This is a genomic window from Bradyrhizobium tropiciagri (assembly GCF_001189845.1).
Taxonomy (GTDB): Bacteria; Pseudomonadota; Alphaproteobacteria; order Rhizobiales; family Xanthobacteraceae; genus Bradyrhizobium; species Bradyrhizobium tropiciagri.
The window spans coordinates 32,152-58,826 of record NZ_LFLZ01000001.1 but is presented as its reverse complement, the minus strand read 5'-3'; the positions used below and the strand labels follow the sequence as shown (position 1 = coordinate 58,826).

Genomic DNA, 26,675 nt, shown 5'->3' with positions numbered 1-26,675 from the left:
ATGCAGCTTGAAACTTTTCAGCTGATCGATCGGATCGTCGACCTCAACCTCGACGCAAGGACCATTGTCGTCGAGGCGGATGTCCCGCCGGACAGCCATTCGGTGTTCGCCGGGCATTTCCCGGGCTACCCGATCATGCCCGGCGTGCTGCTCACCGAAGCGATGGCGCAGAGCTCGGGCTGGCTGATCCTTGGTCTGACCAAGTTCGAGCGCATGCCCTTCCTCGCCATGGTCAAGGAAGCCAAGATGCGTGGCTTCGTCAGCCCCGGCTCGACACTGACGATCGAAGCCAAGATCGAACACGAAGGTTCAGGCTTCACCGTGACCTCGGCGAAGGTCCGCGTCGGCAAGGAGCTCAAATGCAATGCCGAGCTGACCTTCCGTCATATCCCCTTCCCAAGCCCGGACTTGCGCGTGCACATGGATGCGATAGCCACCAAGATCGGGTTTCCGCAGCAGGCAATGAGTAATGGCTGAGAAGGAAGTCTGGATCACCGGCGTCGGTCTGCTCTCCTCGCTTGGCGAGGGGCTGGATGCGCATTGGCAGGCGCTCGGTGAAAAGCGCGTCAATGCCGACGACAAGCGCCTCGCGCCATACGTGATCCATCCGATCGCCCCCGTCAGCTTCGACGCCCAGATCCCGAAGAAGGGCGATCAGCGTCAGATGGAGATGTGGCAGCGCATCGGCACCTATGCCGCCGGGCTGGCGCTTGATTCCGCGGGCGTCAAAGGCAATCAGGAAATCCTGTCGCGGATGGACATGATCATCGCAGCCGGTGGCGGCGAGCGTGACCTCAATGTCGACCTCGCGATCATGAACGCCGATGCGCAGGGCAAGCTGCCGCCTGCCCTGCTCAACGAGAAACTGATGAACGAGCTGCGCCCGACGCTGTTCCTGGCGCAGCTCTCCAACCTGCTCGCCGGCAACATCGCGATCGTTCACGGCGTGTGCGGGACGTCGCGCACCTTCATGGGCGAAGAAGCCTCGAGCATCGACGCCGCGCGGATCGCGGTCGCACGCATCGGCGCCGGACAGAGCGACATCGCGCTGGTCGGCGCGGCCCATAACGGCGATCGCGGCGACCTCTTGATGCTTTATTCGTTCGGCGACTTCGCCCTCAAGGATCAATACGCGCCGGTCTGGGCCCGCAGGAACCACCCGGGCTTTGCCATCGGCTCCGCCGGCGCCTTCCTGGTGATGGAATCGCGCGAGCACGCCGAGGCGCGCGGCGCCAAGCCGTACGCCAGGCTGACCAAGGTGGTCGCCGATCTTGCCAAGCGCAAGCAACCCGGCGCTGTGACGAAGTCGCTGCAGACGATGTGGCCGCAGCTCGGGGTCAGCAACGACAACGCCGTTCTGATCACGGGCGCGACCGGCGCCGAGCCTGCGACCGCCGAAGAGCGCGAATTCCTCGGGCAGCATCCCGGCCTTGCCGTGCGCGCCACGGGGACAACCTTTGGGCACACCATGGAGGCCCAGTTCCCGCTCGGGCTCGCGCTGGCCGCGCTGTCGATTTCCCGCGGCGCGCTCTATCCTGCCAACGACCCGACCGGGCTGGAGGTTGAAAAGACCGAAGTGCCAACCCAGATTGTCGTGTTGGGGGTCGGCCACTGGCAGGGCGAAGGCATGGCACTGGTCGAGGCCGTCAAGTAAATCGGCGCAAGCACCGACGGGGACACCATGACAGCACCACGCGATAAATTCGGCCGACCGATCGTCGTCGTGACCGGCATGGGAATCGTGACGTCGCTCGGCGGCGGCAAGACCGACAATTGGAAGCGCCTCACCGCGGGCGAGTCCGGCATCAAGACCGTGACGCGCTTCCCGCTCGATAGTCTGAAGACGACGATGGCCGGCGCCGTCGATTTCGTCACCGTCGATCCGTTCTCCTCGACCAGCCTGTCGCAACGTCTGGCGGAGATCGCGACCGAAGAGGCGCTGGAGCAATCCGGCATCGGCAGCAAGGGCGACTTCCCCGGCCCGTTGTTTCTCGCGGTCGCGCCGATCGAGACCGAGTGGCCGCAGCGGCTCGAAGTCGCGCGCGAGGTTCCGACCAAGGACTTTGGCATCATCGATTATCTGGCGACCTGCAGCGGCGGCAAGTTTGCGCACTTCCACCGGCGCTTCACCTTCGGTTCGGTCGCGCTCAATCTCGCCGAGACCTTCGGCACCAAGGGGTCGCCGATCTCGCTCTCGACGGCTTGCGCGTCCGGCGCGACCGCGATCCAGCTCGGCGTCGAGGCGATCCGGCGCGGCGAAACCGACGCAACGCTGTGCGTTGCGACCGACGGCTCGGTCAATCCCGAAGCATGGTGCGCTTCTCGCTGCTGTCGGCTCTCTCGACCCAGAACGATCCGCCCCAGGGCGCCTCAAAGCCGTTCTCGAAGAACCGCGACGGCTTCGTGATGGCCGAAGGCGCCGGCGCGCTGGTGCTGGAGAGCTACGAGGCCGCGATGGCGCGCGGCGCGCGTATCTTGGGCGTCGTCGCCGGCTGCGGCGAGCTCACCGACTCCTTCCATCGCACCCGCTCGGCCCCCGACGGCAAGCCGGCGATCGGCTGCGTGCGCAAGACGCTCGCGGATGCCGGGATGGAGCCCGAGCAGATCGACCACATCAACGCGCACGGCACCTCGACGCCGGAAAACGACAAGATGGAATATCTTGCCACCTCGGCGGTGTTCGGCGAACACACCAAAAACATCCCGGTGTCGTCGAACAAATCGATGGTCGGCCACACCATCTCGGCCGCCGGCGCGGTCGAGGCGATCTTCTCGCTGCTCACGCTCGAGCATCAGCGGATCCCGCCGACGATCAATTACGAGGTGCCGGATCCCGCGATCCCGTTCGACGTGGTCGGCAACAAGGCGCGCGACGCCAAGGTGACCGCCGTGATGTCGAACTCGTTCGGGTTCGGCGGGCAGAACGCCTCGCTGATCCTGACGCGCGAGCCGGCTTAACGCCCTCGCCTCGATGAAACGCCTGCTCCTTCGCACCCGGGCGCAGCTGCGTGACGCTGCCAAGCCCGTGGCCAACGTCGCCATCGGCGCGCTGACGACCGGCCTCTTGCGCACCACGCGCTATTTCGATCCGGAGAAGACCGCACGATTCTTCGGCCACGCCGCGCATTTCATCGGCCGCCGGCTGCGTGAAGACCGCATCGGCCGCGAGAACCTCAAGGCGGCCTTTCCGGAAAAATCACCCGAGGAGATCGAAGAGATCCTGACCGGGGTCTGGCACAACCTCGGACGCATCGGCGCTGAATTCGCGCATATCGACCGCATCTGGGACCACGATCCCGAGAATCCCGACAGACCGGGCCGCGTCGAATTCTCGGCGCGCAGCAAGCAGCTGTTCGACCAGTTGCGCGACGACGGCAAGCCGGCGCTGTTCTTCGCTGCGCATCTCGGCAACTGGGAGCTGTCTCCAATCGCCGCCGCGGCGCATGGCCTCGACGCCACCATCCTGTTCCGGCGGCCGAACATCGAGGCCGCCGACCGCGCCATCGAGCGCATCCGCGCCGTCAATTTGGGCACGCTGGTGCCAGCCGGCCGCGACGCGCCGCTCAAGCTGGCGCAGGCGCTGAAGAACGGCCAGCACGTCGCGATGCTGGTCGACCAGTATTTGACCAACGGTGTTCCGGTCACCTTCTTCGGCCGCAAGACCACCGCGAACCCGCTGCTGGCGCGGCTGCGCCGGCAGATCGATTGTCCGATCCACGGCACCCGGATCATCCGTCTGCCCGACGGCCGCTTCCGCGGCGAGGTCACCGAGGAAGTGAAGCCGGTATTCGATGCATCCGGCCAGATCGATATCCAGGGCACGATGCAGGCGATCACAGACATCGTCGAGGGCTGGGTCCGCGAGTATCCGGATCAATGGCTCTGGCTGCACCGGCGCTGGCGGTAAGGCTTGTCGCAAATCCGATCGCGTCATTGCGAGCGAAGCGAAGCAATCCATTCGTCCGTTTGCGAAGCTGTGGATTGCTTCGTCGCTACGCTCCTCGCAATGACGGATAGACCTATTTCCCCGTCTTCACCCGCGTCCACAGCCGGTTGATGATCCGCTGCGTCGCCGGATCGCGCGCCGTGATCACGAACAGCTTCTTCTGCATCGCCTCGTCGGGATAGATGTTCTTGTCGTTGAAGATCTTCGGATCGATCAGCTTCTGGCTCGCCAGATTGCCGTTGGCGTAGGACAGGAAGTTCGAATTCTTCGCCGCGACCTCGGGACGGTAGAGGTAGTTGATCAGCTCATAGGCCTCCGCGACGTTCTTCGCATCGGCGGGGATCGCGAGATTGTCGAAGAACATCTGCGCGCCCTCCTTCGGGATCGTGTAGCCGATCTCGACGCCGCTCTTGGCCTCCGCCGCCCGGCTGCGCGCCTGCATGATGTCGCCGGACCATCCGACCACGAAGCAGATCTCGCCCGAGGCCAGCGCGCTGAGATATTCGGACGAATGGAATTTGCGCACGTAGGGCCGGATCTTGATGACGAGGTCGGCGGCCTTCTCGAGGTCAGCCTGCTTGGTCGAGTTCGGATCGAGACCGAGATAGCTCAGCGCCGCCGGCAGGATGTCGTCGGCGGAATCCAGCATGTGGATGCCGCAATCCTTGAACTTGGCGAGGTTCTCCGGCTTGAACACCATGTCCCAGCTGTCGATCTTCGCGTCGGGCCCGAGGATCTCCTCGGCCATCTTCACATTGTAGCCGATGCCGGTGGTGCCCCACATGTAGTTGGCGCCGTAATTGTTGCCGGGATCGTAGGTCGCGAGCTGCGCCGTTACCACTGGCCATGCATTGGCAAGGTTCGGCAGCTTCGACTTGTCGAGCTTGAGGAACACCTTCGCGGTGATCTGGCGCTGCAGGAAATAGCCGGTCGGCACCACGACGTCGTAGCCCGACTTGCCGGCTAGCAGCCGCGTCTCCAGCGTCTCGTTGGCGTCGAACGTGTCGTAGACGACCTTGATGCCGGTTTCCCTGGTGAAGTCCTCGAGGACATCGGGCGCCATGTAGTTCGACCAGTTGGAGAAGTTGACCGTGCGCTGCTCCGCGCTGGCGGACGCAGCGAACAACAGAACCGTGGCGATCGCACCGACGAGGCTGACGAGACGACGGCTCTGGTTCTGCATTCTGGCCTACCTCTTGCGACGATGGACGGCGTCGGACAACCGCTCAAGCGCGGTGTCGAGCGTCGCGTCCTTCTTGGCGAAACAGAACCGCACCACCGACGTCACCGCATCCTGCTCGTAGAACGCCGACACTGGAATAGCCGCGACCTTGTAATCCCTTACAATTCGCCAGCAGAACTCCGCATCGGTCTCGTTGAGCCCGAGCGGCGACAGATCGACGGTGAGGAAGTAGGTGCCCTGCGATTTCAGCACGGGAAAGCCGATGCTCTCAAGCCCTCTCGTCAGGCGGTCACGGCTTCGCGCCATGTCCTTGCGCATGTCGAAGAAATAATCGTCCGGCTTGCCGAGGCCGTAGGCGACGGCGGCCTGCAGATTGGGCGCGGTCGTGAAGGTCAGGAACTGGTGCACCTTCGCAGCCACGCGCAGCAGCGGCGGCGCGGCGCAGACGAAGCCGATCTTCCAGCCGGTCAGCGAGAAGATCTTGCCGGCGCTGCCGACCTTGATGGTGCGGTCGCGCATGCCGGGGATCGTGATCAGCGGGATATGCTCGCGTCCGTCGAACACGACGTGCTCCCAGACCTCGTCGCAGATCGCGACCACGTCGAACTCCTGGCAGAACCGCGCCAGCAGTTCGAGGTCCTCGCGCGGATAGACCACCGCCGCCGGATTGAGCGGATTGTTGAACAGCACCGCCTTGGTCTTGTGGTTGAAGACGCTGCGCAGCATCTCCTCGTTCAGCCGCCACTCCGGCGGCTCGAGCCGCAACAGGCGCGGGATGCCGCCGGCCTGGCGGATGATCGGCAGATAGGAATCATAGACCGGCTGGAAGCACACCACCTCGTCGCCCGGCTCGACCACGGAGAGGATCGAGGAGGTCAGCGCCTCGGTGCCCCCCGAGGTGACCATAACCTCGGTCATCGGATCGAGCTTGAGCCCGTGCCAATGGCCGTAATGCGATGCGATCGCCTGACGCAGTTCCGGAATGCCCATCATCGACGGATACTGGTTGTAGCCGTTGATGGACGCGTCCGCGGCGGCGCGGCGGATATCCTCCGGTCCGGGATCGTCGGGAAAGCCCTGGCCAAGATTGATGGCGTTGTTGTCGCGCGCAGCCTGCGACATCGCCTCGAAGATGGTGACGGGAAGGTCCGCGAAGACCTTGTTCATGGAGGTCATGTCAGGGATCAGCCGCCCATCTTGGTCGGCAGTCCCGCCGCCTTCCAGCCGATGATGCCGCCCGCCAGATGCTTGTCGTAGGGCAGGCCCGCGGCCTGGGCAGCCAGCGAGGCCGTCACCGAGCGCTTGCCGGAGCGGCAGGCGAACACCACCTGCTTTCCTTCCGGATCGGGAATCGCCGCCGGGTCGAAGGTCGACAACGGCACCACGACGCCATCGGGATAGGCCTCGACGGCAACCTCATTGGGCTCGCGGACGTCGACCAGGAGATAGCGGCCTTCCGCTATGCCCTTCGACACCTCGTCCGGAAACAAATCTTCCACCTTGTGGTCCGCCACGGAAATATCCTCCCGACTATTCGATTGGCGAGCGTCACGCGGCCCGCCGGTCCGGGCCGCAAAGTCGCCTCTCGCGCCGAGAAAATCAAGCGCCCGAAACGGGTTAGATGCCGCGCCGAAAGCGCGGGATCGAGGCTCCTAGATCGTGACCTGCGTGCCGACCTCGACCACTCGCCCGGTCGGGATCTGGAAATAGTCGGTGGCATCGTTCGACGAACGGCTCAGCGCGATGAACAGATGGTCCTGCCAGCTCGGCATGCCCGAATGCGCGGCCGGCTTCAGCGCGCGGCGGGACAGGAAGAACGAGGTCGACATGATGTCGAACTGCCAGCCGAGCTTGCGGGCGATCGCCAGCGTCTTCGGCACATTCGGCTGTTCCATGAAGCCGAACTTCAGCGTCACCTTGGAGAAGGTCTCGGTCAGCTGCTCCATCCGCACCCGCTCGGACGGGTCGATGCGCGGCGTCGGTGCGGTCTCGATGGTGAGGATGACGTTCTTCTCGTGCAGCACCTTGTAGTGCTTGAGGCTGTGCATCAGCGCGGTCGGTGCGCTGACGGGATCGCTGGTCAGGAACACCGCGGTGCCGGAGACGCGCTGCGGCGGCCGCTTCTCGAGCATCGCGACGAGATCGGCGAGCGGGAATTCCAGCTTGCGCGACTTCTCGAACAGCAGCCGGCTGCCGCGCCGCCAGGTGTACATCACGACGATCATGGCTCCGCCGAGCGCCAGCGGCACCCAGCCGCCCTCGAACACCTTGAGCAGATTGGCAGCCAGGAACGTGACGTCGAGGAACAGGAACGGCGCAACCAGCGCCGCAGCGGCGACCGGCGACCAGCGCCAGACGCGCCAGATCACCACAAAGCCCATCATCGCCGTCACCACCATGGTGCCGGTCACCGAGATGCCGTAGGCCGACGCGAGCGCGCTCGACGAGCGGAACATCAGCACCAGCACGATGACCGCGATGAACAGCAAGCGGTTGATGCGCGGCATGTAGATCTGGCCGGAATGGGCTTCGGAGGTGTGACGGATCTCGAACCGCGGCATCAGGCCGAGCTGGATGGCCTGTCGGGTCAGCGAATAGGCGCCGGTGATGACGGCCTGGCTTGCGATCACGGTCGCCAGGGTCGCGAGCGCGACCATCGGGATCAGCGCCCAGTCTGGGAACATCAGAAAGAACGGGTTCTCGATGCCCTGGGGATTACCGATCAAGAGCGCGCCCTGCCCGAGATAGTTCAGAGCCAGCGACGGCAGCACGATGAACAGCCACGCGGTCTGGATCGGACGTTTACCGAAATGGCCGAGGTCGGCATAGAGCGCCTCCGCGCCGGTCACGGCGAGGAACACTGCACCGAGGGTGATGAAGCCGATCACGCCATGATGCAGCATGAACGACACCGCAAGGATCGGATTGAGCGCGTAAAGCACCTCGGGATGCCGCACGATCTGCGGCAGCGCCGCGATCGCGATCACGGCGAACCACACGCACATCACCGGGCCGAAGAAGGCCGCGACGCGCGCGGTGCCGCGCGACTGCACCGCGAACAGGACGACCAGGATCACCACCGTAAGCGGGACGACGTAGGGATCGAATGTCGAGGTGACGAGCTTGATGCCCTCGATTGCCGACAGCACCGAGAGCGCCGGCGTGATCACGGCATCGCCGTAGAACAGCGCGCCGCTGATGATGCCGAGCAGCACGATCGCGCCGGCGCCCTTGGTGGCCACGCGCTGCGCCAGCGCCATCAGCGCCAGCGTGCCACCCTCGCCATTGTTGTCGGCGCGCAAGAGGATCACGACGTATTTCAGCGTGACGACCACGATCAGCGCCCACAGGATCAGCGACACTACGCCGAGCACCGCGTGCGCCGTCACCCCGCCCTCGCCGCCGGCCGCCGCCACGACGGCTTCGCGGAGCGCGTACAGCGGGCTGGTGCCGATGTCGCCATAGACGACACCGATGCTGCCGAGCATCAGCGCCTTGAAGGTGGCGGTTGAATGCGCCTCGCCATGGCCATTTGCCGCGGGCGTTTCCGCCGCGGTGATCGCACTCTCGGATGACATGGGAAGCTGCGCCTCTGTCTTCTGCCGCACTGCACAATGCCGGGTTGCAGGCCTATACTCCCGGCAGGAATGCATAGGTTAGCACGGATTCAGGCCTCCACTATGCGTAACACGCATAGATCACGGCTTTTCAACGCCGGAATTCGCTGTTGCCTCAAATAGTTACCTGGGTACCCACTTCAACCACCCGGCCGGTCGGGATCTGGAAATAGTCGGTGGCATCATTGGCGGACCGACTCATCGCGATGAACAAATGGTCCTGCCACTGCGGCATCCCGGACTGGGCCGACGGCTTCAGCGAACGGCGCGACACGAAGAACGAGGTCGACATGATGTCGAACTGCCAGCCGAGCTTGCGCGCGACCGCCAGCGCCTTCGGCACGTTCGGCGATTCCATGTAGCCGAAGCGCAGCCGCACCGCGGTGAACTTGTCGCTGACCTTCTCCATGTTGACGCGCTCCGACAGGTCGACGCGCGGCGTCGGCGCGGTCTCGATGGTCAGGATCACGTTGTGCTCGTGCAACACCTTGTTGTGCTTGAGATTGTGCAGCAGCGCGGTCGGCACGAAGCTGGGGTCGCTGGTCAGGAACACCGCGGTGCCCTTGACGATGTGCGGCGGCCGCTTCTCCAGACTGTGGATCAGGTTGCGCAGCGGCACCTCGATGCGGCGGGTCTTGGCGATCAGGATCGCGGCCCCGCGCCGCCAGGTCCAGATCATCGTCGCCATCACGACGCCGAACAGCAGCGGCACCCAGGCGCCTTCGAACAGCTTCAGAAGATTGGCGCTGAAGAAGGTCATGTCGACGATCACGAACGGCAGGATCAACGCAGCGGCCGACGCCACGCGCCAGTTCCACAACTTCCAGATCACGATGAAGCCCATGATGCCGTCGGCGACCATGGTGGTGGAGACGGCGATGCCGTAGGCCGAGGCGAGCCCGCTCGAGGTGCGGAACAGCAGCACCAGCAGCAGCACGCCGATCAGCAGCAACCGGTTGACCCGTGGCAGATAGATCTGCCCGGCATGGGTCTCCGAGGTGTAGCGAACCTCGAAGCGCGGCAGGAGCCCGAGCTGTACCGCCTGGCTGATCAGCGAATAGGCGCCGGTGATGACCGCCTGGCTCGCGATCACGGTCGCGGCGGTGGCGAGCCCGATCAGCGGCAGCAGCAGCACCTCCGGCACCATGCGGTAGAACGAGTTCTCGATCGCGGCGGGATCGGACAGCACCAGCGCGCCCTGCCCGAAATAATTCAGCAGCAGCGACGGCAACACGAAGAACAGCCAGCCGGACTGGATCGGCTTGCGACCGAAATGCCCGAGATCGGCGTACAGCGCCTCGCCGCCGGTCACTGCGAGGAACACCGCGCCCAAGGTCACGAGGCCGACGGTGCCGTGGGTCAGCAGGAACTGGATCGCGTAATAGGGATTGATCGCCGCCAGCACCGACGGATCGTCCATGATGTGGACCAGCCCCATCACCGCGAGCGAGGCGAACCACACCACCATGACCGGCCCGAACGCGGAGGCGACGCGCGCGGTGCCGTTGCGCTGCACCGCGAACAGCGCGACCAGGATCAGGATCGTTAGCGGCACCACATAGTGCTCGAGATGCGGCGTCGCGAGCTTGAGGCCCTCGACCGCCGACAGCACCGAGATCGCCGGCGTGATCATGGAATCGCCGATGAACATCGAGGCGCCGACCACACCGAGCGCAAGCAGCGGCCAGCTGCGCCGTCCGATCGCGCGCTGGCCGAGCGCCATCAGCGAGAGCGTGCCGCCCTCGCCATTGTTGTCGGCACGCAGCAGCAGCAGCACGTATTTCGCGGTGACGACGGTGAACAGCGCCCACAGGATCAGGCTGAGCACCCCTAACACCATGATGCGCGTGACCGGCTGGCCGTGCGCGGCGCCGCCGACCGCCTCGCGGAATGCGTAGAGCGGCGAGGTTCCGATATCGCCGAACACCACCCCGATGCTGCCCAGCGTCAGGGCCAAGAAGCCGGAGGTGGCGTGGCCTGCTCCTTGGCCTGCGCCTTGACCCGCGCCTTGGGCTTCCTGGGCTTCGGTGGATGAGACGCTGACGGCCATGGCGAGGTTGGAACGCTCGATCGGTTGATTTTGATCCGCGCGGCTATCGACGCTTCCGCTCCGCCTGTCAACCAACCAACACGGCTAGCCCAACGGTAGCATGGTATTTTGCGGCTACGGCTTCAGATCCGGCGGCAATGGCGGATTTTCCCGCATCAACGTGATGGTCACGCGACGGTTCGCCGGCAGCGTCGGGTCGTCGGGAAACAGCGGCTGGCCGTCGGCCTTGCCGGAAACCGCGAAAATGTGCGACGGCGGCAGCCCTTCCCGCTCCAGGATCTGCCGCACCGCGTTGGCACGGTCGGCGGACAGGTCGAATGCGTCGTAATCGCTGCGCGCCGGCACGAAGCCTGCGGCTGTATGCCCCACGATCGCGACCCGCAGCGGCGTCGCCTTCAGCGGCGCGGCGAGCTTCTGGATCAGCCGGCGGGTGCGCTCATACGGCTCCCTGGAACCGTCGGCGAACATCGAGCGGCCGTCCTGGTCGACGATCTCGAGGTTGAGCCCCTCCTTGGTCTCCTCGAACATGATGTTCTTGGAGATTTCGGTCAGCTCCGGCATGTCCTGCAGCGCCTGCCGCAGCGAAGCGGAGGCGAGCGCGAATTCGCGGTCGATCTTCAGCCGCGCGCCGTTGATCTGGCTGCGCTCCTTTTCGTCCGGCGTCGGATTGGCCGAGGAGTCCTCCGGCGAGATGTGCTCGACATTCTTCAGCTTCGGCCGGGTCGGCAGGCCGTCGGACTCGACGATCCCCGAATAGCGCACATTAGTCTGCACGCCGAAAGCGTCGCGCATCGAGCCGGCGACGATCTTCAGCTTGTTGTTGTCCATGGTCGAGAACGCGACGAGCATCACGAAGAAGCTCATCATCAGGCCCATCAGGTCGGCGAAGGTCACGAACCAGCCGTGACCTCCGGTATGAGCGTCGCCGCGCTTTTTCTTGGCCATTGTCGCGTTTTTCCGGCTGCGTTTCCCGAAAGCGCCGGCCGATCAGGCCGGAACCGGCTCGCCTTCCTCGTGGCGATGCTTCTCCGGCAGGTAGGCCAGCAACATCTCGCGCACCAGCGCCGGGCTCTTGGAGTCGCGGATCATCAGGATGCCGTCGATGATCAGCGTGCGGTTGGTCTCCTCATCGAGCAGCTTGCCGTGCAGCTTGTCGGCGATCGGAAGGCAAAACAGGTTGGCGACCAGCGCGCCATACAGCGTCGCGAGCAGCGCGGTCGCCATGAACGGACCGAGCTTGGATGGATCGGTCATGTTGGCGAACATCTGCACCATGCCGATCAGCGTGCCGATCATGCCGAAGGCCGGCGCGCAGTCGCCGATCGCACGATAGATCTTGCTGCCCTCGTCGAGGTGCATCAGGAAATTGTCGCGGTCGCGCTCCATGTTGTCGCGGATGAATTCGAGGTCGTAGCCGTCGGCGACGTAGCGGATGCCCTTGGCGAGGAACGGCTCGTCGGTCTCAACCTTCTCCAGGCCAACCGGGCCCTGCTTGCGGGCGATCTCGGCGATGCGGGCGAGCTCCTCGACGAGGTCGCGCGCCGACAGCCGGCTCATCGTGAAGGCAAACTTGGCGCCGAGCGGCAGGCCATGCAGCATCACGCCGAGCGGAAAGCGGATCATCGTCGCTGCAATCGAACCGCCGAAGATGATGATCATGGCATGTTCGGAAATGAACATGTGCAGGTCGCCGCCCATGAACATCATCACCGCGATGACGATGATGCCGGCCAACAGCCCGGCGCCTGTCATGATATCCATGAAAAACTCCAACGCGAACGCAACCCGCCTGTCCTGGACGGCGCACAGCCCAAGGCGGGCCGCGTGGAAAAACCCTAACGTTAATGCCATTAAGGACGCGTTACCGAATTTAGTAGGGATAACAACGGGTAAACGGCTGCCTTTTTCGCGATGTCGTTGAAGATGCTGGCTTTCCGCATGCGACGCGGTGGCCGCATGCGCAAAAGACCTCCCCGTAGAACAACGGACATGAGATAGACTCGCTGGGAGCGTTTTCGAGCGAAGTGGGTACCGGTTCGCGTGAAGAAAACGCGTCAACACAACAATCTAGAGCCCCGTTCAGATTCAATCGGAACGGAAAAGGCTCCAGAGGAAACCAACCAGCGAGCAGAGCAGAATGAAGGCGGTCGTCGTCGAGCAATATGCACCCATCGATCAGATCGGGCTGAAGGAGATCGCCACCCCCGAACCAGCCGCCGGACAGATCCGCATCCGGGTCCACGCCGCGAGCATCGGCTTCGTCGATGGGCTGAAGGTCGAGGGCCGCTACCAGACCAAGGATGCCCTGCCCTTTACGCCCGGCGCGGAATTCGCCGGCGTCGTCGATGCGGTCGCGAGCGATGTCACCGGCATCACCCTGGGCATGCGGGTGATGGGCGCGGCGCGCTCGGGCGCGCTCGCCGAGCAGATCGTGGTGCCGCCTGAGGCCGTCGAGATCATGCCCGACGGGTTGTCGATGGAAGCCGCCGCGGCGTTCCGCACCAACTACCTCACTGCGCTGTACGCGCTCGGCGAGCGCGGCGTGCTCAAGGCCGGCGAACAGTTGCTTGTGCTCGGTGCCGCCGGAGGCACCGGTATCGCCGCGATCCAGGTCGGCAAACTGCTCGGCGCGCGCGTCATCGCCGCGGCCTCGAGCGAGGAGAAGCGCAGTTTCGCCGCAAGCTTCGGCGCCGATGCCGTCGTCGACTACACGAAGCCCGATTGGCGCGACGCGCTGAAGGATGCGACCGGCGGCCAGGGTCCCGATGTGATCTTCGATCCGGTCGGCGGCGAGGTCTCGCTGCAGGCGTTCCGCTCGATCGCCTGGAACGGCCGCCATGTCGTGGTCGGCTTTGCGGCCGGCAGCATCCCTGCGTTGCCGTTCAATCTGCCGCTGCTGAAGGGCGGCCTCCTGATCGGCGTCGATGCCGCCCAGATCGCGCGCCGCGAACCCGAGGCGCAGGCGCGCGTGATGACGCAATTGTCGACGTGGCTGAACGAGGGCCGCCTGACGCCCGTTGTCGGCAAGGTGTTCGCGTTTGACGATTTCCGTGCAGCATTCACGACCATGCAGACCCGCGCCGCGCTCGGCAAGATGGTGGTGCGGATCGGGTAGCGGGCGAGCCAAGGCACGCTCCGCTCGGCGTCCTTCGACCGAATGGCAAATCGAAAAGGCAGAGACATGCAGACGCTTCGAACACCGGACGAGCGCTTCGCCGAATTGCCCGGATTTAACTTCGCGCCGCGCTACATCGAGATCGGCCCGCTGCGAATGCACTATCTCGACGACGGGCCGAACAGCGCGCCGGTGGCGCTTTGCCTGCACGGCCAGCCGACCTGGACCTACCTCTATCGAAAGATGATCCCACCGCTTCTCGCCGCGGGATTCCGTGTCATCGCGCCGGATTTCTTCGGCTTCGGTCGTTCCGACAAGCCCGTCGACGAAGAGATCTATACCTTCGACTTCCATCGATCGGCGGTGATGTCGCTGATCGCGGCGCTCGACCTGCGCCGCGTCATGCTGGTGTGCCAGGATTGGGGCGGATTGATCGGACTGACGATACCCATGGACATGGCCGATCGCTTCGATCGATTGCTCGTGATGAACACGATGCTCGGCACCGGTGACGTGCCGCTCGGCGAAGGCTTTCTCGCGTGGCGCGAATTCTCCAACCGCAGCCCGGACATGGACATCGCGGCGCTGATGCAGCGAGCGGTCCCTGCTCTCACAGACAAGGAGGCCGCAGCCTACGCCGCGCCCTATCCGGACGCGCGATACAAGGCCGGCGTCCGGCGCTTTCCCAATCTGGTGCCGGATCGGCCGGACGCCGGAGGCGCTGCGCTTTCGCGGCAGGCGCGAGACTTCTGGTCGCAGCATTGGACCGGACAAAGCTTCATGGCGGTCGGCATGAAGGACCCGGTGCTCGGGCCGCCCGTAATGAGCCGGCTGCGGCAGCTGATCCGAAACTGTCCACCGCCGCTCGAACTGCCTGATGCCGGGCATTTCGTGCAGGAGGCCGGCGAGGCCATCGTCGCGGAGGCGATGAAGACGTTCGATCAGGCCCGCTGACGCGTGCATACATCCGCGTTCTCGCGACATGATTTGTCCGAGGCTTGCGCTGTGTTTCGCCCTCATCGGAACAGAGGGCGCAGGGAAAGCCGGGTGCCGATCGCACCCATGGGCCCCGTGCATAGGATAGAAAGCACGGGGTAGGACCACAGGTGTAACCGGAAACAACCCGGCTTTCCCTGCGCGATGGGCTACGGCTTACTTCGTGCTCTCCCCGGCGAGACTGGGCTTTGTTGTCACCGTCTCCGCAACGCGCACCGCGCACCGCGCACCGCGCACCGCGCACCGCGCAATTCGAGAGACACCTACCACTAGGGGGCGTCAGGACCACACGACTTCACCGTCCGCGTCATGCGCACTCGTCAGTTGCGCAAACACCGCATCTCTACCCGCGTTCGTGACGATCGCGAAGCGCCCCTCGATCGGGTGAGACGGGCAAACCATACACTGAGTTGCACTTCTGATAAATCGAAATATTTTTGCCGAGCCGGATTGACAGGTTTTGACTGAGTTGCCCGTCGTGTCGCATGGGCAACAGCGGTCCGGACAATCGAAGGATGGGTAAGCCGTCCCATTCTTGCCCAGTCCCTTCGGGCAATTCCGCGCATTGATGAATTGCAGTTCATTCGGCTCGAGTGCAGAACCCTCCGATTGGTTCCTAATTTGCAGGCTATTGCGGCCGGGAACGAGTTCAATATGCTGACGTTACCGCCTACGTCATCCGATTGCATCGAGGGGCGGCTCATTTGGGTGTTGTGCGCGAATGCATTCAAACGCAACTGGCGTCACAGACAGTCAACGGCTTCAACTGCTGATCGACGCGATCGTCGACTACGCGATTTATCTGGTCGATCCTGACGGCACGATCGCGAGCTGGAATTCCGGCGCGACCCGAATGAAGGGTTATACCGCCGACGAGATCATCGGGCGCCCTTTGTCGATCTTCTATACGCCCGAAGATCAGGCCGCCGGATTGCCGCTGAAGGCGTTGGCGATCGCCACCGAGCAAGGAAGGTTTAGCTCGGAAGGCTGGCGCGTGCGCAAGGATGGAAGCCGCTTTTGGGCGACCGTGGTGATCGAGGCTGTGCGGGATCACAAGGGGGCGCTGATCGGATTCGCCAAGGTCACACGCGACATCACCGAGCGTCAGGAAGCAGACCAGGCCCTCATAGAGAGCGAACGGCGCTATCGCCGACTGATCGAAGCGGTGGTTGACTATGCCATTTTCCAGCTCGACGCGAAGGGCTCCGTCGTCACCTGGAATCCGGGCGCTGAACGCATCAAGGGGTACACGCCGGAGGAAATCATCGGCCGGCACTTCTCGCAGTTCTACACGGAGGAGGATCGCGCAAATCGGAAGCCTCAACTCGCGCTCGAGCAAGCCGCGCAAAGCGGTCGGTTCGAAGCCGAGGGATGGCGTGTACGCAAAGACGGCTCGAAGTTCTGGGCGTCGGTCGTCATCGACCGGATCGCGGACGAAAGCGGTGCACTGATCGGGTTTGCCAAAATTACCCGCGATATCACCGAACGGCGCACCGCGCAGGAGACGTTGGCCAAGATCCAGGATCAATTGCTTGCCTCGCAAAAGCTCGAGGCTGTCGGACAGCTCAGCGGAGGCGTCGCGCACGATTTCAATAATCTGCTGATGATCGTGATCGGCAATTTGGAAACGATGGAGCGGCACGCCAGGCAGCTTGCCAGCAACGCCAACTTTCAGCGCGCCTTATCTCATGCGAAACGCGGCGCCCAGCGTGCAGCGAGCCTGACCAGCCGCCTGCTCGCCTTTTCGCGGCGCCAGGCTCTTGCCCCGAAACCGATCGAGCTGAACAACTTCCTCAACGGGCTGCAGGACTTTCTGCAACGGACCCTTGGCGAGCGCGTCGAGGTTCAGACGGTCGGCAGCGCCGGGCTCTGGCAGGTTGAAGCGGACCCAAATCATCTCGAATCTGCCATGCTCAACCTTGCGATCAATGCGCGCGATGCGATGCCGGACGGCGGCAAACTGACGATCGAGGCGGTCAACGTATCTGCGGACTATGAGTATTGCCTGCGAAATCCTGAACTCAATCCCGGGCAATATGTGGTGATCAGCGTAACGGACACAGGCCTCGGCATGAGCCGGGACACGCTGGACCACGCATTCGAGCCGTTCTTCACGACCAAGGAAACCGGACAGGGCACGGGTCTCGGCCTCAGTCAAGTATACGGCTTCGTGAAGCAGTCGGGTGGCCATATCAAGATCTACAGCGAGCTCGGTTACGGCACCAACATCAAGATGTACTTCCCCCGCCACCGTGGCCCTGCCGTGGAGCAGGAGGAGATCGACGAACCGGTCGCCGAGGCTGAATCGAGCAAGGTCGAGACGATCCTGGTCGTTGAAGATGACGAGGATCTTCGCACCTATGTCAGTGAGCTGCTGCGCGAGCTGAATTATCGTGTTCTGACGGCAGGGAGCGCGCAGGCCGCGCTGACCATCCTGCTGCAGGACCAGCCTCATATCGACCTCGTTCTGACCGACGTGGTGATGCCGGGCATGAACGGTCGCGAACTCGGGAAACGTGCTGCGGAGATGCGGCCGGGACTGAAGATTCTGTACATGACGGGCTATTCGCAGAACGCAGTCATCCACCATGGCAGGCTGGACCAGGGCGTCGATCTCCTGGAGAAGCCGGTCTCACAGGCCAAGCTTGCCTTGCGGGTCCGCGAGATACTCGATCGCCGGTAGTATTCGCAGGATGAGTGGAATGCAGCGATACCCATCCTGCCATTGTCTCCGCTTGAGGTCCGGCGGAAAATTATCACAGGTTATTGTCGCAGGCTTCCATGCCACCTTACCGTTGATGGAAAGCCGCATTCGGGGACCGGAAATGCAGGACATGCTGACGCATCTCGAAAAACTTCGCACCGACGCGGCGGAGTGCGCGTTGATCCGCGACCTGGCAACGGATGTCCGAAAGCGCGAGCTGTTCAGCAAGCTTGCCGAGCAGCTGAGTGCTCTCGCCGCGGAAATCGAAAGCACCGTTGCCGCGGCGCGCAGGGAGAGCGAATCCACCTAGTCGATGCTAAATTACCCGTTCAAAGGTATCGATGCTTGTCGTGACCGCTCGCCACCAGTTCAACGGCTTGAGCATCGCCGGTTCGCCCTCCCCGGCTGCAACCAGCGCCTTGTCAGATACGACGAACCACGCCGTTTCCATTTTTCCGTCGCGAAGCAGACCGGCATAGGAGACGACACGATCGCCTGCCGCCGAAGACCCGACCGACGAAAAGCCGATGCAATTGCCCTGGTGGACGCCGACGATCGGGACCGTCTGACCGTAAAAGCCGCTATCGGCAAGCGCGGTACGAAAGGTCCCCTCGATGCGGCCGCCCGCCTCGCTGGTGATGTCGACGATCGATCCATACTGGTTCTGCCATTTGCCGACCCACATCATCTCGGCCTCCCGTTACCGCACGCTCTCGGCCCCGAAAGAGCGGACAACACATGGAGGAAATCGATGTTCCGGTGGGATGCCAACATCTGGTGCAGCAATCGGCCGATTGGAACCACCGCGGCGTCGGCGTGTTGTCATTCACCCGCCGGTTGAACGGTAATATACTGCTAGCTCCGATATGCGTGGCGAAGCGCGCCTACCCGCCGGGGACATTAGCCGGCATCTGTTGCACTTCAGGATCTTTCATTTGGCACAAATTGCACACTCAGCATCGAGCACGATGTGGCGATCGCGCCGGCGGAGCACCGCCGCCAGAGACGCGCAATGAAGATGGACAAGGCCATCTGGTACGTCTCGTTCGCGCTGAGAGATCCCGACGCCGGACACCACCGCTTCGCGCGCCAGACCCGCACCTTCACGACCGAGCAGGATGCCAAGCGTTCGCACGCACCCTGCTCGTTCAGACGCAGGACGTCAGCGCCGGCACGATCAATCCGCACATGCCACGGCGCGTGATCGCACCGGCGGCGATCACGTCGTGGGCCGGCGAGAGCTGAGATTCCCTCTTATTCACGGCAACGCCCCGGCAGCCGCTCCGGCGTGACGCGGCCGCGGGCACTCTAGCCAATCCCGCGGCGGACAGACAGAATGCCTGTCCTGTTGGCCAAATGAGCAAGCCTGTGGCTGAGTCATCGCAAACTGCGCCCTTTGCACCGTTTGAATGGATACTCTCCGCCCGCTATCTGCGGGCGCGGCGCAGGGAAGGCTTCATTTCTGTTATCGCCGGGTTCTCGTTTTTGGGCATCATGCTCGGCGTCGCGACGCTGATCATTGTCATGGCCGTCATGAACGGCTTTCGCAAAGAATTGCTGGGCAAGATTCTAGGTCTCAACGGCCACATTCTTGTCCAGCCGGTGGAACGGCCGCTGACCGACTGGCAGGATGTTGCCGAGCGCATCAGCCAAGCCCAGGGCATCCGCCTTCTCGTACCCGTGGTTGACGGCACGGCACTGGCGTCATCGTCCAACGCCTCCGGCGTTCTCGTGCGCGGCATTCGCGCGGCCGACCTCACTCGCCTCCCCTCCGTGAGCAGCACCATCAAGGGATCAATCGAGCGTTTCGACGAGGGTCAGGGAATCGTGATCGGCCGCCGGCTCGCCGAACAACTCTCGGCGCATGTCGGCGACAGCATCACGCTCGTCGCACAGCGCGGCGCGAGCACGCCGATGGGCATCATGCCGCGGATCAAGAAGTACCCGATATCAGCCGTGTTCGAGATCGGGATGTCCGAATATGACGCCGGCCTGATCTTCATGCCGATCGCAGAGGCGCAGGCCTATTTCAACCGTGGCCAGAACGTCACCGGGATCGAAGTCTTCACCACCGATCCCGATCGCATCGACCAGTTTCGCAAGACGGTGATGGAGGCGGCCGGCCGCCCGGTCTTCCTGGTGGATTGGCGTCAGCGCAACACGACCTTCTTTGGTCTGCTTCAGGTCCAACGCAACGTGATGTTCGTGATCCTGACCATGATCGTGCTGGTGGCAGCGCTGAACATCGTGTCCGGGCTGATCATGCTCGTGAAGGACAAGGGCGGCGATATTGCGATCCTACGGACGATGGGCGCTTCTCGAGGCTCGATCATGCGGATCTTCCTGATCACGGGAGCCTCGATCGGCGTGGTGGGCACGCTGGTCGGCTTCGCGGTCGGCGTTTTCGTATGCCGGCATATCGAAGCGATCCGCCAATTCCTGTCGTGGCTGACAGGTATCCAGCTCTTCCCGCCTGAGCTCTATTTTCTCTCCGAACTGCCGGCCGAGATCGATATCGCGGAGACTGCGGCAGTCGTGCTCATGGCGCTGACGCTGTCGTTCCTTGCGACGCTTTATCCCTCGTGGCGCGCTGCGCGGCTCGATCCCGTCAAGGCATTCCGGTGACGCGGCTCTCCTAGAGGAAGCGTGACGGCGCGAACGGCTGAAGCGGGATCTCCGGTGTCTTGCCGCTGAGCAATTGCGCAACCAGCCGGCCGGTGCGGGCCGAGCCGACCAGCCCGACATGGCCGTGGCCGAACGCGTAGACCACGTCGCGCGAGGCGCGGCTGTGGCCGATGCAGGGGCGTCCGTCGGGCATGCTCGGGCGATGGCCGAACCAGGTCTTGATGCGCGATGGCGGGATATCCCTCGGCAGCTTCGGGAACATGCTGAAGAGATGCTCGCGCAGGATCTCGGCGCGCTGCCAGTTCGGCTCGGCGTCGAGCCCGGCGATCTCCACCGCGCCGGCAGCGCGCAGGCCCTTGTCGGTCCAGTTGACGACCATCTTGGCGTCCGAGGCCATCATCGAATTGCGCGGCCCGGATTCCGGGCTCTCGATCATGACGTGATAGCCGCGTTCGGTCTCCAGCGGCAACGGATCGCCGATGGATGCGGTCAATTGCTTCGAGCGCGCACCCGCGGCAACGACCGCGGCATCGCAGGCGATCTCGCCGCTCGCGGTGACCACGGCAACCAGCCTGTCGCCCGCAAGCCTGAGGCCTATGGCCTTGGCGGCGACACGCTCAGCGCCGTTCGCGATCGCATGCGCGGCGAGCGCCGCGACATAGGCGCCGGGATCGCGGCAGCGTCCGGCCTCCTCGACCACGACGCCGAACTTGTAGCGCGGATGCAGATCGGGCTCGCGCTGACGCATCTCGTCTTCGTCGAGCTCGAGCCATTCGATGCCGACGCGCTTGCGGATGCGCCAGCCGAGATCACGATCGAACGGCGCGCGCGAGGGAAACACGTGCATCACCCCGCGCCGCTCGATCAGCTCGGGGACGCCGGCTTCTTCGGCGAGCTGCCGGTGCAGCAGCGGCGCGTCCTTGAGCAGATCGCGCATCGCCCGCGCGGTGGCCTCGACCTGCGCTTCGGTCCAGCTCGACAGCAGATATTTGACCAGCCACGGCAAGGCCTTCGGCAGATAGGACCAGCGGATCGCGAGCGGCCCGAGCGGGTCCATCAGATAGCCCGGCACCTTCTTCCAGGTGCCAGGCTCGGCCGGCGGGATCACCGAATGCGACGACAGCCAGCCGGCATTGCCGTAGCTCGCCGCCTGCTGACCGCCGGGTTCGCCCGGATCGATCAGCGTGACGCGGTGGCCGCAACGCAGCGCCTCGATAGCGCTGATCACGCCGACCGCGCCGGCGCCGATGATCGCAACGTGACGGCCGGCCGACTCCGGCATCAGCGCGCGGCCTGCTCGGGGACGAAATCCTTGCCGACCGACAGCGCGCGCTGATCGACCAGGCAGTGCAGGATCGCCGGCTTGCCGGAGGCCAGCGCCCGCTCGAAGGCCGGCGCGAAATCCTCGGTGCGCTCGACCCGCTCGCCATGGCCGCCGAACGCCTTGGCGTACAGCGCGAAGTCCGGATTCTTGAGCTGGGTGCCGACGACGCGGCCTGGATAGTCGCGCTCCTGATGCATGCGGATGGTGCCGTATTGCGCGTTGTCGATGACGACGACGATCAGCGGCGCCTCGTACTGCACCGCGGTGGCGAACTCCTGCCCGTTCATGAGGAAGCAGCCGTCGCCGGCGAACGCGACGACGACGCGATCCGGATGCTGCCGCTTGGCCATCACGGCCGCCGGCACGCCATAGCCCATCGAGCCCGAGGTCGGCGCGAGCTGCGCTGCGAAGCTGTGGAAGCGATGGTGGCGATGAATCCAGCCGGCGTAGTTGCCGGCGCCGTTGCAGACGATCGCATCCTTCGGCAGGCGATCGCGCAGCCAGGTCACGACCTCGCCATATTGGAAATTGCCCGGCAGCTCGCGCGGCTTGTCGGTCCAGGCCAGATAATCCGCGTGCGCCTTCGCCGCCTCGCCCTTCCAGGCGGGCGCGGCTGCGGGCTTCATGGTCTCGACCGCAGCGGCGAAGGCTGCGGGCGTCGCCTGGATCGCCAGCGCCGGCTGGTAGACGCGGCCGAGCTCCTCGGAGCCGGGATGAACGTGGATCAGCTTCTGGCTCGGCGTCGGAATGTCGAGCAGCGTGTAGGACGACGAGGGCATTTCCGACATGCGGCCGCCGATCAGCAGAATGACGTCGCGCCGGTGATGCGGTCTTTCAGTTTCGGGCTCGGGCCGATGCCGAGATCGCCGGCATAATGCGAGTGATCGGCGTCGATCAGCGAGGCGCGGCGAAACGAGGTGGCGACCGGGAGATCAAAACGCTCGGCAAAGCGCGCAATGCCTTTCGCCGCCTGTTCGGTCCAGCCCGAGCCACCGAGCACCACGATCGGCGCCTTGGCGGATGCGAGCATCGCGCCGAGCCGTTCGAGATCCGCGGGCGCGGCCAGGTCGCGGCCGGCTCGACCTTCGGCGCGTCGGCGACGGCTGCGGTTTCAGTCAGCATGTTCTCCGGCAGCGAGATCACGACCGGACCAGGACGGCCCTGCAGCGCGACGCGGAACGCGCGCGCGACCAGCTCCGGAATGCGGTCGGGACGATCGATCTCGACCGCCCATTTCGCCATGGTGCCGAACACCGCCTTGTAGTCGAGTTCCTGGAACGCCTCGCGCTCGCGCATGCCGGTGTCGACCTGGCCGACGAACAGGATCATCGGGGTGGAATCCTGCATCGCGATGTGCACGCCATGGGCGGCGTTGGTCGAGCCCGGGCCGCGGGTGACGAAGCAGATGCCCGGACGTCCGGTGAGCTTGCCATAGGCTTCCGCCATCATCGCAGCCCCACCCTCGGCGCGGCAGATCACAACGTCGATCGAGCTGTCATGCAGCGCGTCGAGCGCAGCCAGATAGCTCTCGCCCGGCACGCAGGTGACGCGTTCCACGCCTTGCGCGACCAGCTGGTCGATCAGGATCTGGCCTCCGGTGCGAGCGTTGCTTTTGGTCATGAGGGCTCCCTGCGGCTACTGGCGCGCATTGGCGTCGCGCGGATCGTGGTCCCACGGGGTATGATAGACGGAAATATGGTGCAAGGCCGAAGCCGCGCCGCGAGCCCGCAGCGGCGTCAAGCCATGCGATAGGCAATGGGCAACGTCGTTTCGTCGTCGATTTCCGCAGAGCGGACGATCGCCTACCGGATCGTGGCGGTCCCGCCGGCGCGCAAGCCGGTCGCCATCGTCCTGCGATCGACCGACACATCGTGCGGCGGCCCGGATCAACCTGCGCGTGCTTCTTTCAACGGCTCTACCGGCGATGCGGCAGTGTGCGAGCGAGAACGCGATCCGCAAACTGCACCGTCAGAACCAAGGCGCGCGACGACAGCGCGAGACGATTGACGCGATGCGCTTTGCCGCACGCGCGACCACGGCGTGGCACAATCTGCATACACTTTCCGTCAAATGCACACTAACAAACATTAAGTGCGCGCGCGGTTGTTCCCGTAAGACTACGGTGCGACGCGAGGTCACTTCGCGACTTCTCCGCGAGATCGCGCCAATTTCGCAGCAAATCGGTGCGTTGCGCGCCGATTTCGGCGGCGTTCACTGCATGCACCACGCGTGACGCCTGGCGCGATCGCGCACAGCTCATTGCATGCACTTCTGGATGGAACTCGAATCGCCTACCGTTTCATGCAGTCAGAGATTGTAAATCGTGTATCGCACCTGCCCGCTACGCGGCGGCGGAATGTTTTCTGCTGCCGGTCAGGTGCAGCGTTTTCAGTTCACCAATTGATATCAATGCTGGAGGCAATGCATGTTGGGGATGAAGAGCGTCGCAAGCGTCGTCGGCTCGGACAGTTCATATCGGCTGTTCGACGACATGCCGATCAGTGTCATGCTCTGCGAGCTGGACAATTTCAGGATCACCTACATCAACGAGTCGACGCGGCAGAATCTGAAGAAGATCGAGCATGTGCTGCCGGTGAAGGTCGACGCGCTGATCGGTCAGTCGATCGATATCTTTCACAAGAACCCGCAGCATCAGCGCCGGCTGCTGTCCGATCCGAAGAACCTGCCGCACAAGGCGCGCATCACCATCGGCGGCGAGACGCTCGATCTCACCGTGACGGCGATGACCAATTCGCGCGGCCGCTACACCGGGCCGATGCTGACCTGGGAGCTTGCGACCGAGAAGGCGCGGCTTGAAACCCAGACCGAGCGGCTGTTGCAGATGCTCGACAACATGCCGATTAACATCATGATGTGCGATACCGATTTCAACATCACCTACATCAACCAGACCAGCCTCAAGACGCTCGACACGGTGAAGCATTTGCTTCCGGTGCGGCCGGACCAGATCCTCGGCAACTCGTTCGACATCTTCCACAAGAACCCGGCGCATCAGCGCCGCATCGTCGGCGATCCCAAGAACCTGCCGCATGCAGCCAAGATCAAGCTCGGCCCGGAAACGCTCGACCTCAGGGTCTCCGGGCTGACCGACAAGCGCGGCAATTACACCGGCGCGATGCTGAGTTGGTCGGTGGTCACCGGCAACGTCAAGCTGGCGGACGATTTCGAGACGAACGTGAAGGGTCTTGCCGGGATGCTGGCGTCGGCCTCGACGCAAATGCAGGGCACGGCGCGGTCGCTGACCACAACAGCCGAATTCGTCAATCAGCGCTCGGCGAGCGCGGCGTCCGCCTCCGAAGAGCTCTCCTCATCCGTCAACGAGATCAGCCGCCAGGTGGCCGAGGCGAGCCGCATCGCCCGCATGGCGGTAGAGGAAGCGGAGAAGTCCGACAAGCTGGTGGCAGGCCTCGTGACCATGGCGCAGAAGATCGGCGACGTCGTCGCGCTGATCAGCCAGATCGCCGGCCAGACCAATCTGCTTGCGCTCAACGCGACGATCGAGTCCGCGCGTGCCGGCGAAGCCGGACGCGGCTTTGCCGTGGTTGCATCCGAGGTGAAGGCGCTGGCCAACCAGACCGCCAAGGCCACTGAAGACATTTCCGCGCAGATCAACGAAATGCAGACGGCGACCGGCAACACCGCGACCGCGCTGAAGGCGATCTCGCAGGTCATCGTCCAGATCAGCGAGATCTCGACCGTGATCGCGAGCGCGGTCGAGGAGCAGGCCGCGGCCACCAAGGAGGTCATCGCGAACATCAACGGAACCACCAAGGCGATCGACGATGCCAGCAAGGCCGCCGAGAACGTGCTGGCGGCCTCCGGAGAGCTCGCCAGCAACGCCTCCGAGCTCGAAGTCCAGGTCGACAAGTTCCTCAAGAACGTACGCGCGATGTAGCGCCGCCGGGATCGCGCGCCCGCCTACAGCGAGCGCGCGATCAACACCTTCATGATCTCGTTGGTGCCGCCATAGATCTTCTGGATGCGGGAATCGATGAACATCCGCGAGATCGGATATTCCTGCATGTAGCCGTAGCCGCCATGCAGCTGCAGGCATTCGTCGGCGGTCTCGACCTGTTTCTGCGAGCACCACCATTTCGCCATCGAGGCCGTCACGGTGTCGAGGTCGCCGGCGACCAGCCGCTCGACGCACCAGTCGACGAACACGCGGGCGATCATCGCCTCGGTCTTGCGCTCGGCGAGCGTGAACGCGGTGTTCTGGAATTCGATCAGCGGCTTGCCGAACGCGGTGCGCTCCTTGGTGTATTCGGCGGTGATCTTGACCGCGCGCTCCATCGAGGCGACGGCGCCGATCGCAAGCGACAGCCGCTCCTGCGGCAATTGCTGCATCAGCTGCACGAAGCCGTTGCCCTCCTCATTGCCAAGCAGGTTCTCCGGCGGCACCGTGACATTGTCGAAGAACAGTTCCGAGGTGTCCGACGCATGCAGGCCGATCTTGTCGAGGTTGCGCCCGCGCCGGTAGCCTTCCGCGCCGGCCGTTTCGACCGCGATCAACGAAATGCCCTTGGCGCCCGGCGCGCCGGTGCGCGCGACGACGATCACGAGATCGGCGGCCTGGCCGTTGGTGATGAACGTCTTCTGGCCGTTGATGACGTAGGAATTGCCCTGCTTTTTGGCCGTGGTCTTGATGCTCTGCAAATCGGAGCCGGTGCCGGGCTCGGTCATCGCGATGGCGCCGACCATCTCGCCCGACGCCATCTTCGGCAGCCAGCGCTGCTTCTGCTCCTCCGAGCCGTAGTTGAGGATGTAATGCGCGACGATCGCACTGTGCACGGAGACGCCGGTGGTCAACTCCGGGACGGTGCTCTCGAGGTCATCGAGCACCGCCGCGTCATAGGCAAAGCTGGTCCCGAGCCCGCCATAGGCCTCGGGCACGCTCGGCAGCAACGCGCCCATCTCGCCGAGCGCGCGCCAGGCCGAGCGGTCGACCAGCTTCTGCGCGCGCCATGTCTCGGCGTGCGGCGCGAGGTCCTTGGCGAGGAATTTGCGGAACTGGTCACGAAAGGTGTCCAGCTCCTCGGTCATCCAGGACGATCGGTAGTGCATGTGGTCCTCTCAGTAAATCACTTCTACCGA

Annotated in this window: 21 protein-coding genes and 2 pseudogenes; 12 read left to right on the top strand and 11 right to left on the bottom strand. The window is 64.1% G+C overall.

Annotated elements, in window-relative coordinates:
• The 5 genes and pseudogenes from AKN84_RS00275 to AKN84_RS00260 all read left to right on the top strand — a co-directional run bounded on the left by AKN84_RS00275 (position 1) and on the right by AKN84_RS00260 (position 3,907).
• A complete protein-coding gene (locus tag AKN84_RS00275) occupies positions 1-477 on the top strand; it encodes a 3-hydroxyacyl-ACP dehydratase FabZ family protein (protein ID WP_050418791.1) in 477 nt (158 codons plus the stop codon).
• Complete coding sequence (locus tag AKN84_RS00270) at positions 470-1,654, top strand: beta-ketoacyl-ACP synthase (RefSeq protein WP_050418790.1); 1,185 nt, start codon at positions 470-472, stop codon at positions 1,652-1,654. Before AKN84_RS00275 ends, AKN84_RS00270 begins: the two co-directional genes overlap by 8 nt.
• 27 nt (positions 1,655-1,681) lie before the next feature.
• Positions 1,682-2,391: pseudogene (locus tag AKN84_RS50555) on the top strand (beta-ketoacyl synthase N-terminal-like domain-containing protein); the annotation flags it as partial.
• Positions 2,392-2,406: 15 nt separating this feature from the next.
• Positions 2,407-2,958: a beta-ketoacyl-[acyl-carrier-protein] synthase family protein gene (locus AKN84_RS50550; RefSeq protein ID WP_430649875.1), complete on the top strand. Its 552-nt coding sequence runs from the start codon at positions 2,407-2,409 to the stop codon at positions 2,956-2,958.
• A 13-nt stretch (positions 2,959-2,971) separates the two neighbouring features.
• Positions 2,972-3,907, top strand: a complete 936-nt coding sequence (locus AKN84_RS00260; protein ID WP_050418788.1) for a lipid A biosynthesis lauroyl acyltransferase — start codon at positions 2,972-2,974, stop codon at positions 3,905-3,907.
• Between the two features lie 112 nt (positions 3,908-4,019).
• On the opposite strand, the gene AKN84_RS00255 is transcribed toward AKN84_RS00260, so the two are convergent.
• From AKN84_RS00255 to AKN84_RS00225, 7 genes are all read right to left on the bottom strand, one after another.
• Positions 4,020-5,129 (bottom strand): polyamine ABC transporter substrate-binding protein, encoded by a 1,110-nt coding sequence (locus AKN84_RS00255; RefSeq protein ID WP_050418787.1) that lies wholly within the window; start codon positions 5,127-5,129, stop codon positions 4,020-4,022.
• Between the two features lie 6 nt (positions 5,130-5,135).
• Complete coding sequence (locus AKN84_RS00250; RefSeq protein ID WP_050418786.1) at positions 5,136-6,305, bottom strand: aminotransferase; 1,170 nt, start codon at positions 6,303-6,305, stop codon at positions 5,136-5,138.
• Between the two features lie 8 nt (positions 6,306-6,313).
• Entirely contained in the window at positions 6,314-6,643 is a 330-nt protein-coding gene (locus AKN84_RS00245) for a rhodanese-like domain-containing protein (RefSeq protein WP_050418785.1), read from the bottom strand.
• 138 nt (positions 6,644-6,781) lie between these two features.
• Complete coding sequence (locus tag AKN84_RS00240) at positions 6,782-8,707, bottom strand: potassium transporter Kup (protein ID WP_050418784.1); 1,926 nt, start codon at positions 8,705-8,707, stop codon at positions 6,782-6,784.
• Between the two features lie 154 nt (positions 8,708-8,861).
• On the bottom strand, positions 8,862-10,796 hold the full coding sequence (locus AKN84_RS00235; protein ID WP_162240834.1) for a potassium transporter Kup: 1,935 nt from the start codon (positions 10,794-10,796) through the stop codon (positions 8,862-8,864).
• Positions 10,797-10,910: 114 nt separating this feature from the next.
• Positions 10,911-11,741: an OmpA/MotB family protein gene (locus AKN84_RS00230; RefSeq protein ID WP_050418783.1), complete on the bottom strand. Its 831-nt coding sequence runs from the start codon at positions 11,739-11,741 to the stop codon at positions 10,911-10,913.
• A 42-nt stretch (positions 11,742-11,783) separates the two neighbouring features.
• Entirely contained in the window at positions 11,784-12,557 is a 774-nt protein-coding gene (locus AKN84_RS00225) for a motility protein A (protein ID WP_050418782.1), read from the bottom strand.
• Positions 12,558-12,933: 376 nt separating this feature from the next.
• Between AKN84_RS00225 and AKN84_RS00220 the strand changes: the two genes are divergently transcribed.
• The 4 genes from AKN84_RS00220 to AKN84_RS00205 all read left to right on the top strand — a co-directional run bounded on the left by AKN84_RS00220 (position 12,934) and on the right by AKN84_RS00205 (position 17,921).
• A complete protein-coding gene (locus AKN84_RS00220; protein WP_050418781.1) occupies positions 12,934-13,911 on the top strand; it encodes an NADPH:quinone oxidoreductase family protein in 978 nt (325 codons plus the stop codon).
• Between the two features lie 66 nt (positions 13,912-13,977).
• Positions 13,978-14,865 carry a haloalkane dehalogenase gene (locus tag AKN84_RS00215; RefSeq protein WP_050418780.1) on the top strand — a complete coding sequence of 296 codons (888 nt, stop codon included), beginning with the start codon at positions 13,978-13,980 and terminating at the stop codon, positions 14,863-14,865.
• A 763-nt stretch (positions 14,866-15,628) separates the two neighbouring features.
• A complete protein-coding gene (locus tag AKN84_RS00210; RefSeq protein WP_050418779.1) occupies positions 15,629-17,590 on the top strand; it encodes a hybrid sensor histidine kinase/response regulator in 1,962 nt (653 codons plus the stop codon).
• Between the two features lie 142 nt (positions 17,591-17,732).
• On the top strand, positions 17,733-17,921 hold the full coding sequence (locus AKN84_RS00205; RefSeq protein WP_050418778.1) for a hypothetical protein: 189 nt from the start codon (positions 17,733-17,735) through the stop codon (positions 17,919-17,921).
• Positions 17,922-17,927: 6 nt separating this feature from the next.
• On the opposite strand, the gene AKN84_RS00200 is transcribed toward AKN84_RS00205, so the two are convergent.
• Positions 17,928-18,299, bottom strand: a complete 372-nt coding sequence (locus tag AKN84_RS00200) for an avidin/streptavidin family protein (protein ID WP_050418777.1) — start codon at positions 18,297-18,299, stop codon at positions 17,928-17,930.
• A 668-nt stretch (positions 18,300-18,967) separates the two neighbouring features.
• Between AKN84_RS00200 and AKN84_RS00190 the strand changes: the two genes are divergently transcribed.
• Positions 18,968-20,236: a lipoprotein-releasing ABC transporter permease subunit gene (locus tag AKN84_RS00190; RefSeq protein ID WP_050418776.1), complete on the top strand. Its 1,269-nt coding sequence runs from the start codon at positions 18,968-18,970 to the stop codon at positions 20,234-20,236.
• A 10-nt stretch (positions 20,237-20,246) separates the two neighbouring features.
• Here AKN84_RS00190 and AKN84_RS00185 read toward each other — a convergent pair whose 3' ends face one another.
• Together AKN84_RS00185 and AKN84_RS00180 are read right to left on the bottom strand one after the other, a co-directional pair.
• Entirely contained in the window at positions 20,247-21,518 is a 1,272-nt protein-coding gene (locus AKN84_RS00185) for an NAD(P)/FAD-dependent oxidoreductase (RefSeq protein WP_050418775.1), read from the bottom strand.
• Positions 21,518-23,180 (bottom strand): annotated as a pseudogene (locus tag AKN84_RS00180) (thiamine pyrophosphate-binding protein). Before AKN84_RS00180 ends, AKN84_RS00185 begins: the two are co-directional and overlap by 1 nt.
• Before the next feature lie 135 nt (positions 23,181-23,315).
• Between AKN84_RS00180 and AKN84_RS44365 the strand changes: the two are divergent.
• Both AKN84_RS44365 and AKN84_RS00175 read left to right on the top strand, forming a co-directional pair.
• Entirely contained in the window at positions 23,316-23,567 is a 252-nt protein-coding gene (locus tag AKN84_RS44365) for a hypothetical protein (protein WP_128970282.1), read from the top strand.
• Positions 23,568-23,985: 418 nt separating this feature from the next.
• Complete coding sequence (locus tag AKN84_RS00175) at positions 23,986-25,476, top strand: methyl-accepting chemotaxis protein (RefSeq protein WP_128970281.1); 1,491 nt, start codon at positions 23,986-23,988, stop codon at positions 25,474-25,476.
• A gap of 23 nt (positions 25,477-25,499) precedes the next feature.
• On the opposite strand, the gene AKN84_RS00170 is transcribed toward AKN84_RS00175, so the two are convergent.
• The gene (locus AKN84_RS00170; RefSeq protein WP_050418772.1) at positions 25,500-26,645 is read right to left on the bottom strand and encodes an acyl-CoA dehydrogenase family protein; all 1,146 of its coding nucleotides are present in this window, start codon (positions 26,643-26,645) and stop codon (positions 25,500-25,502) included.
• Positions 26,646-26,675 lie beyond the last annotated feature (30 nt).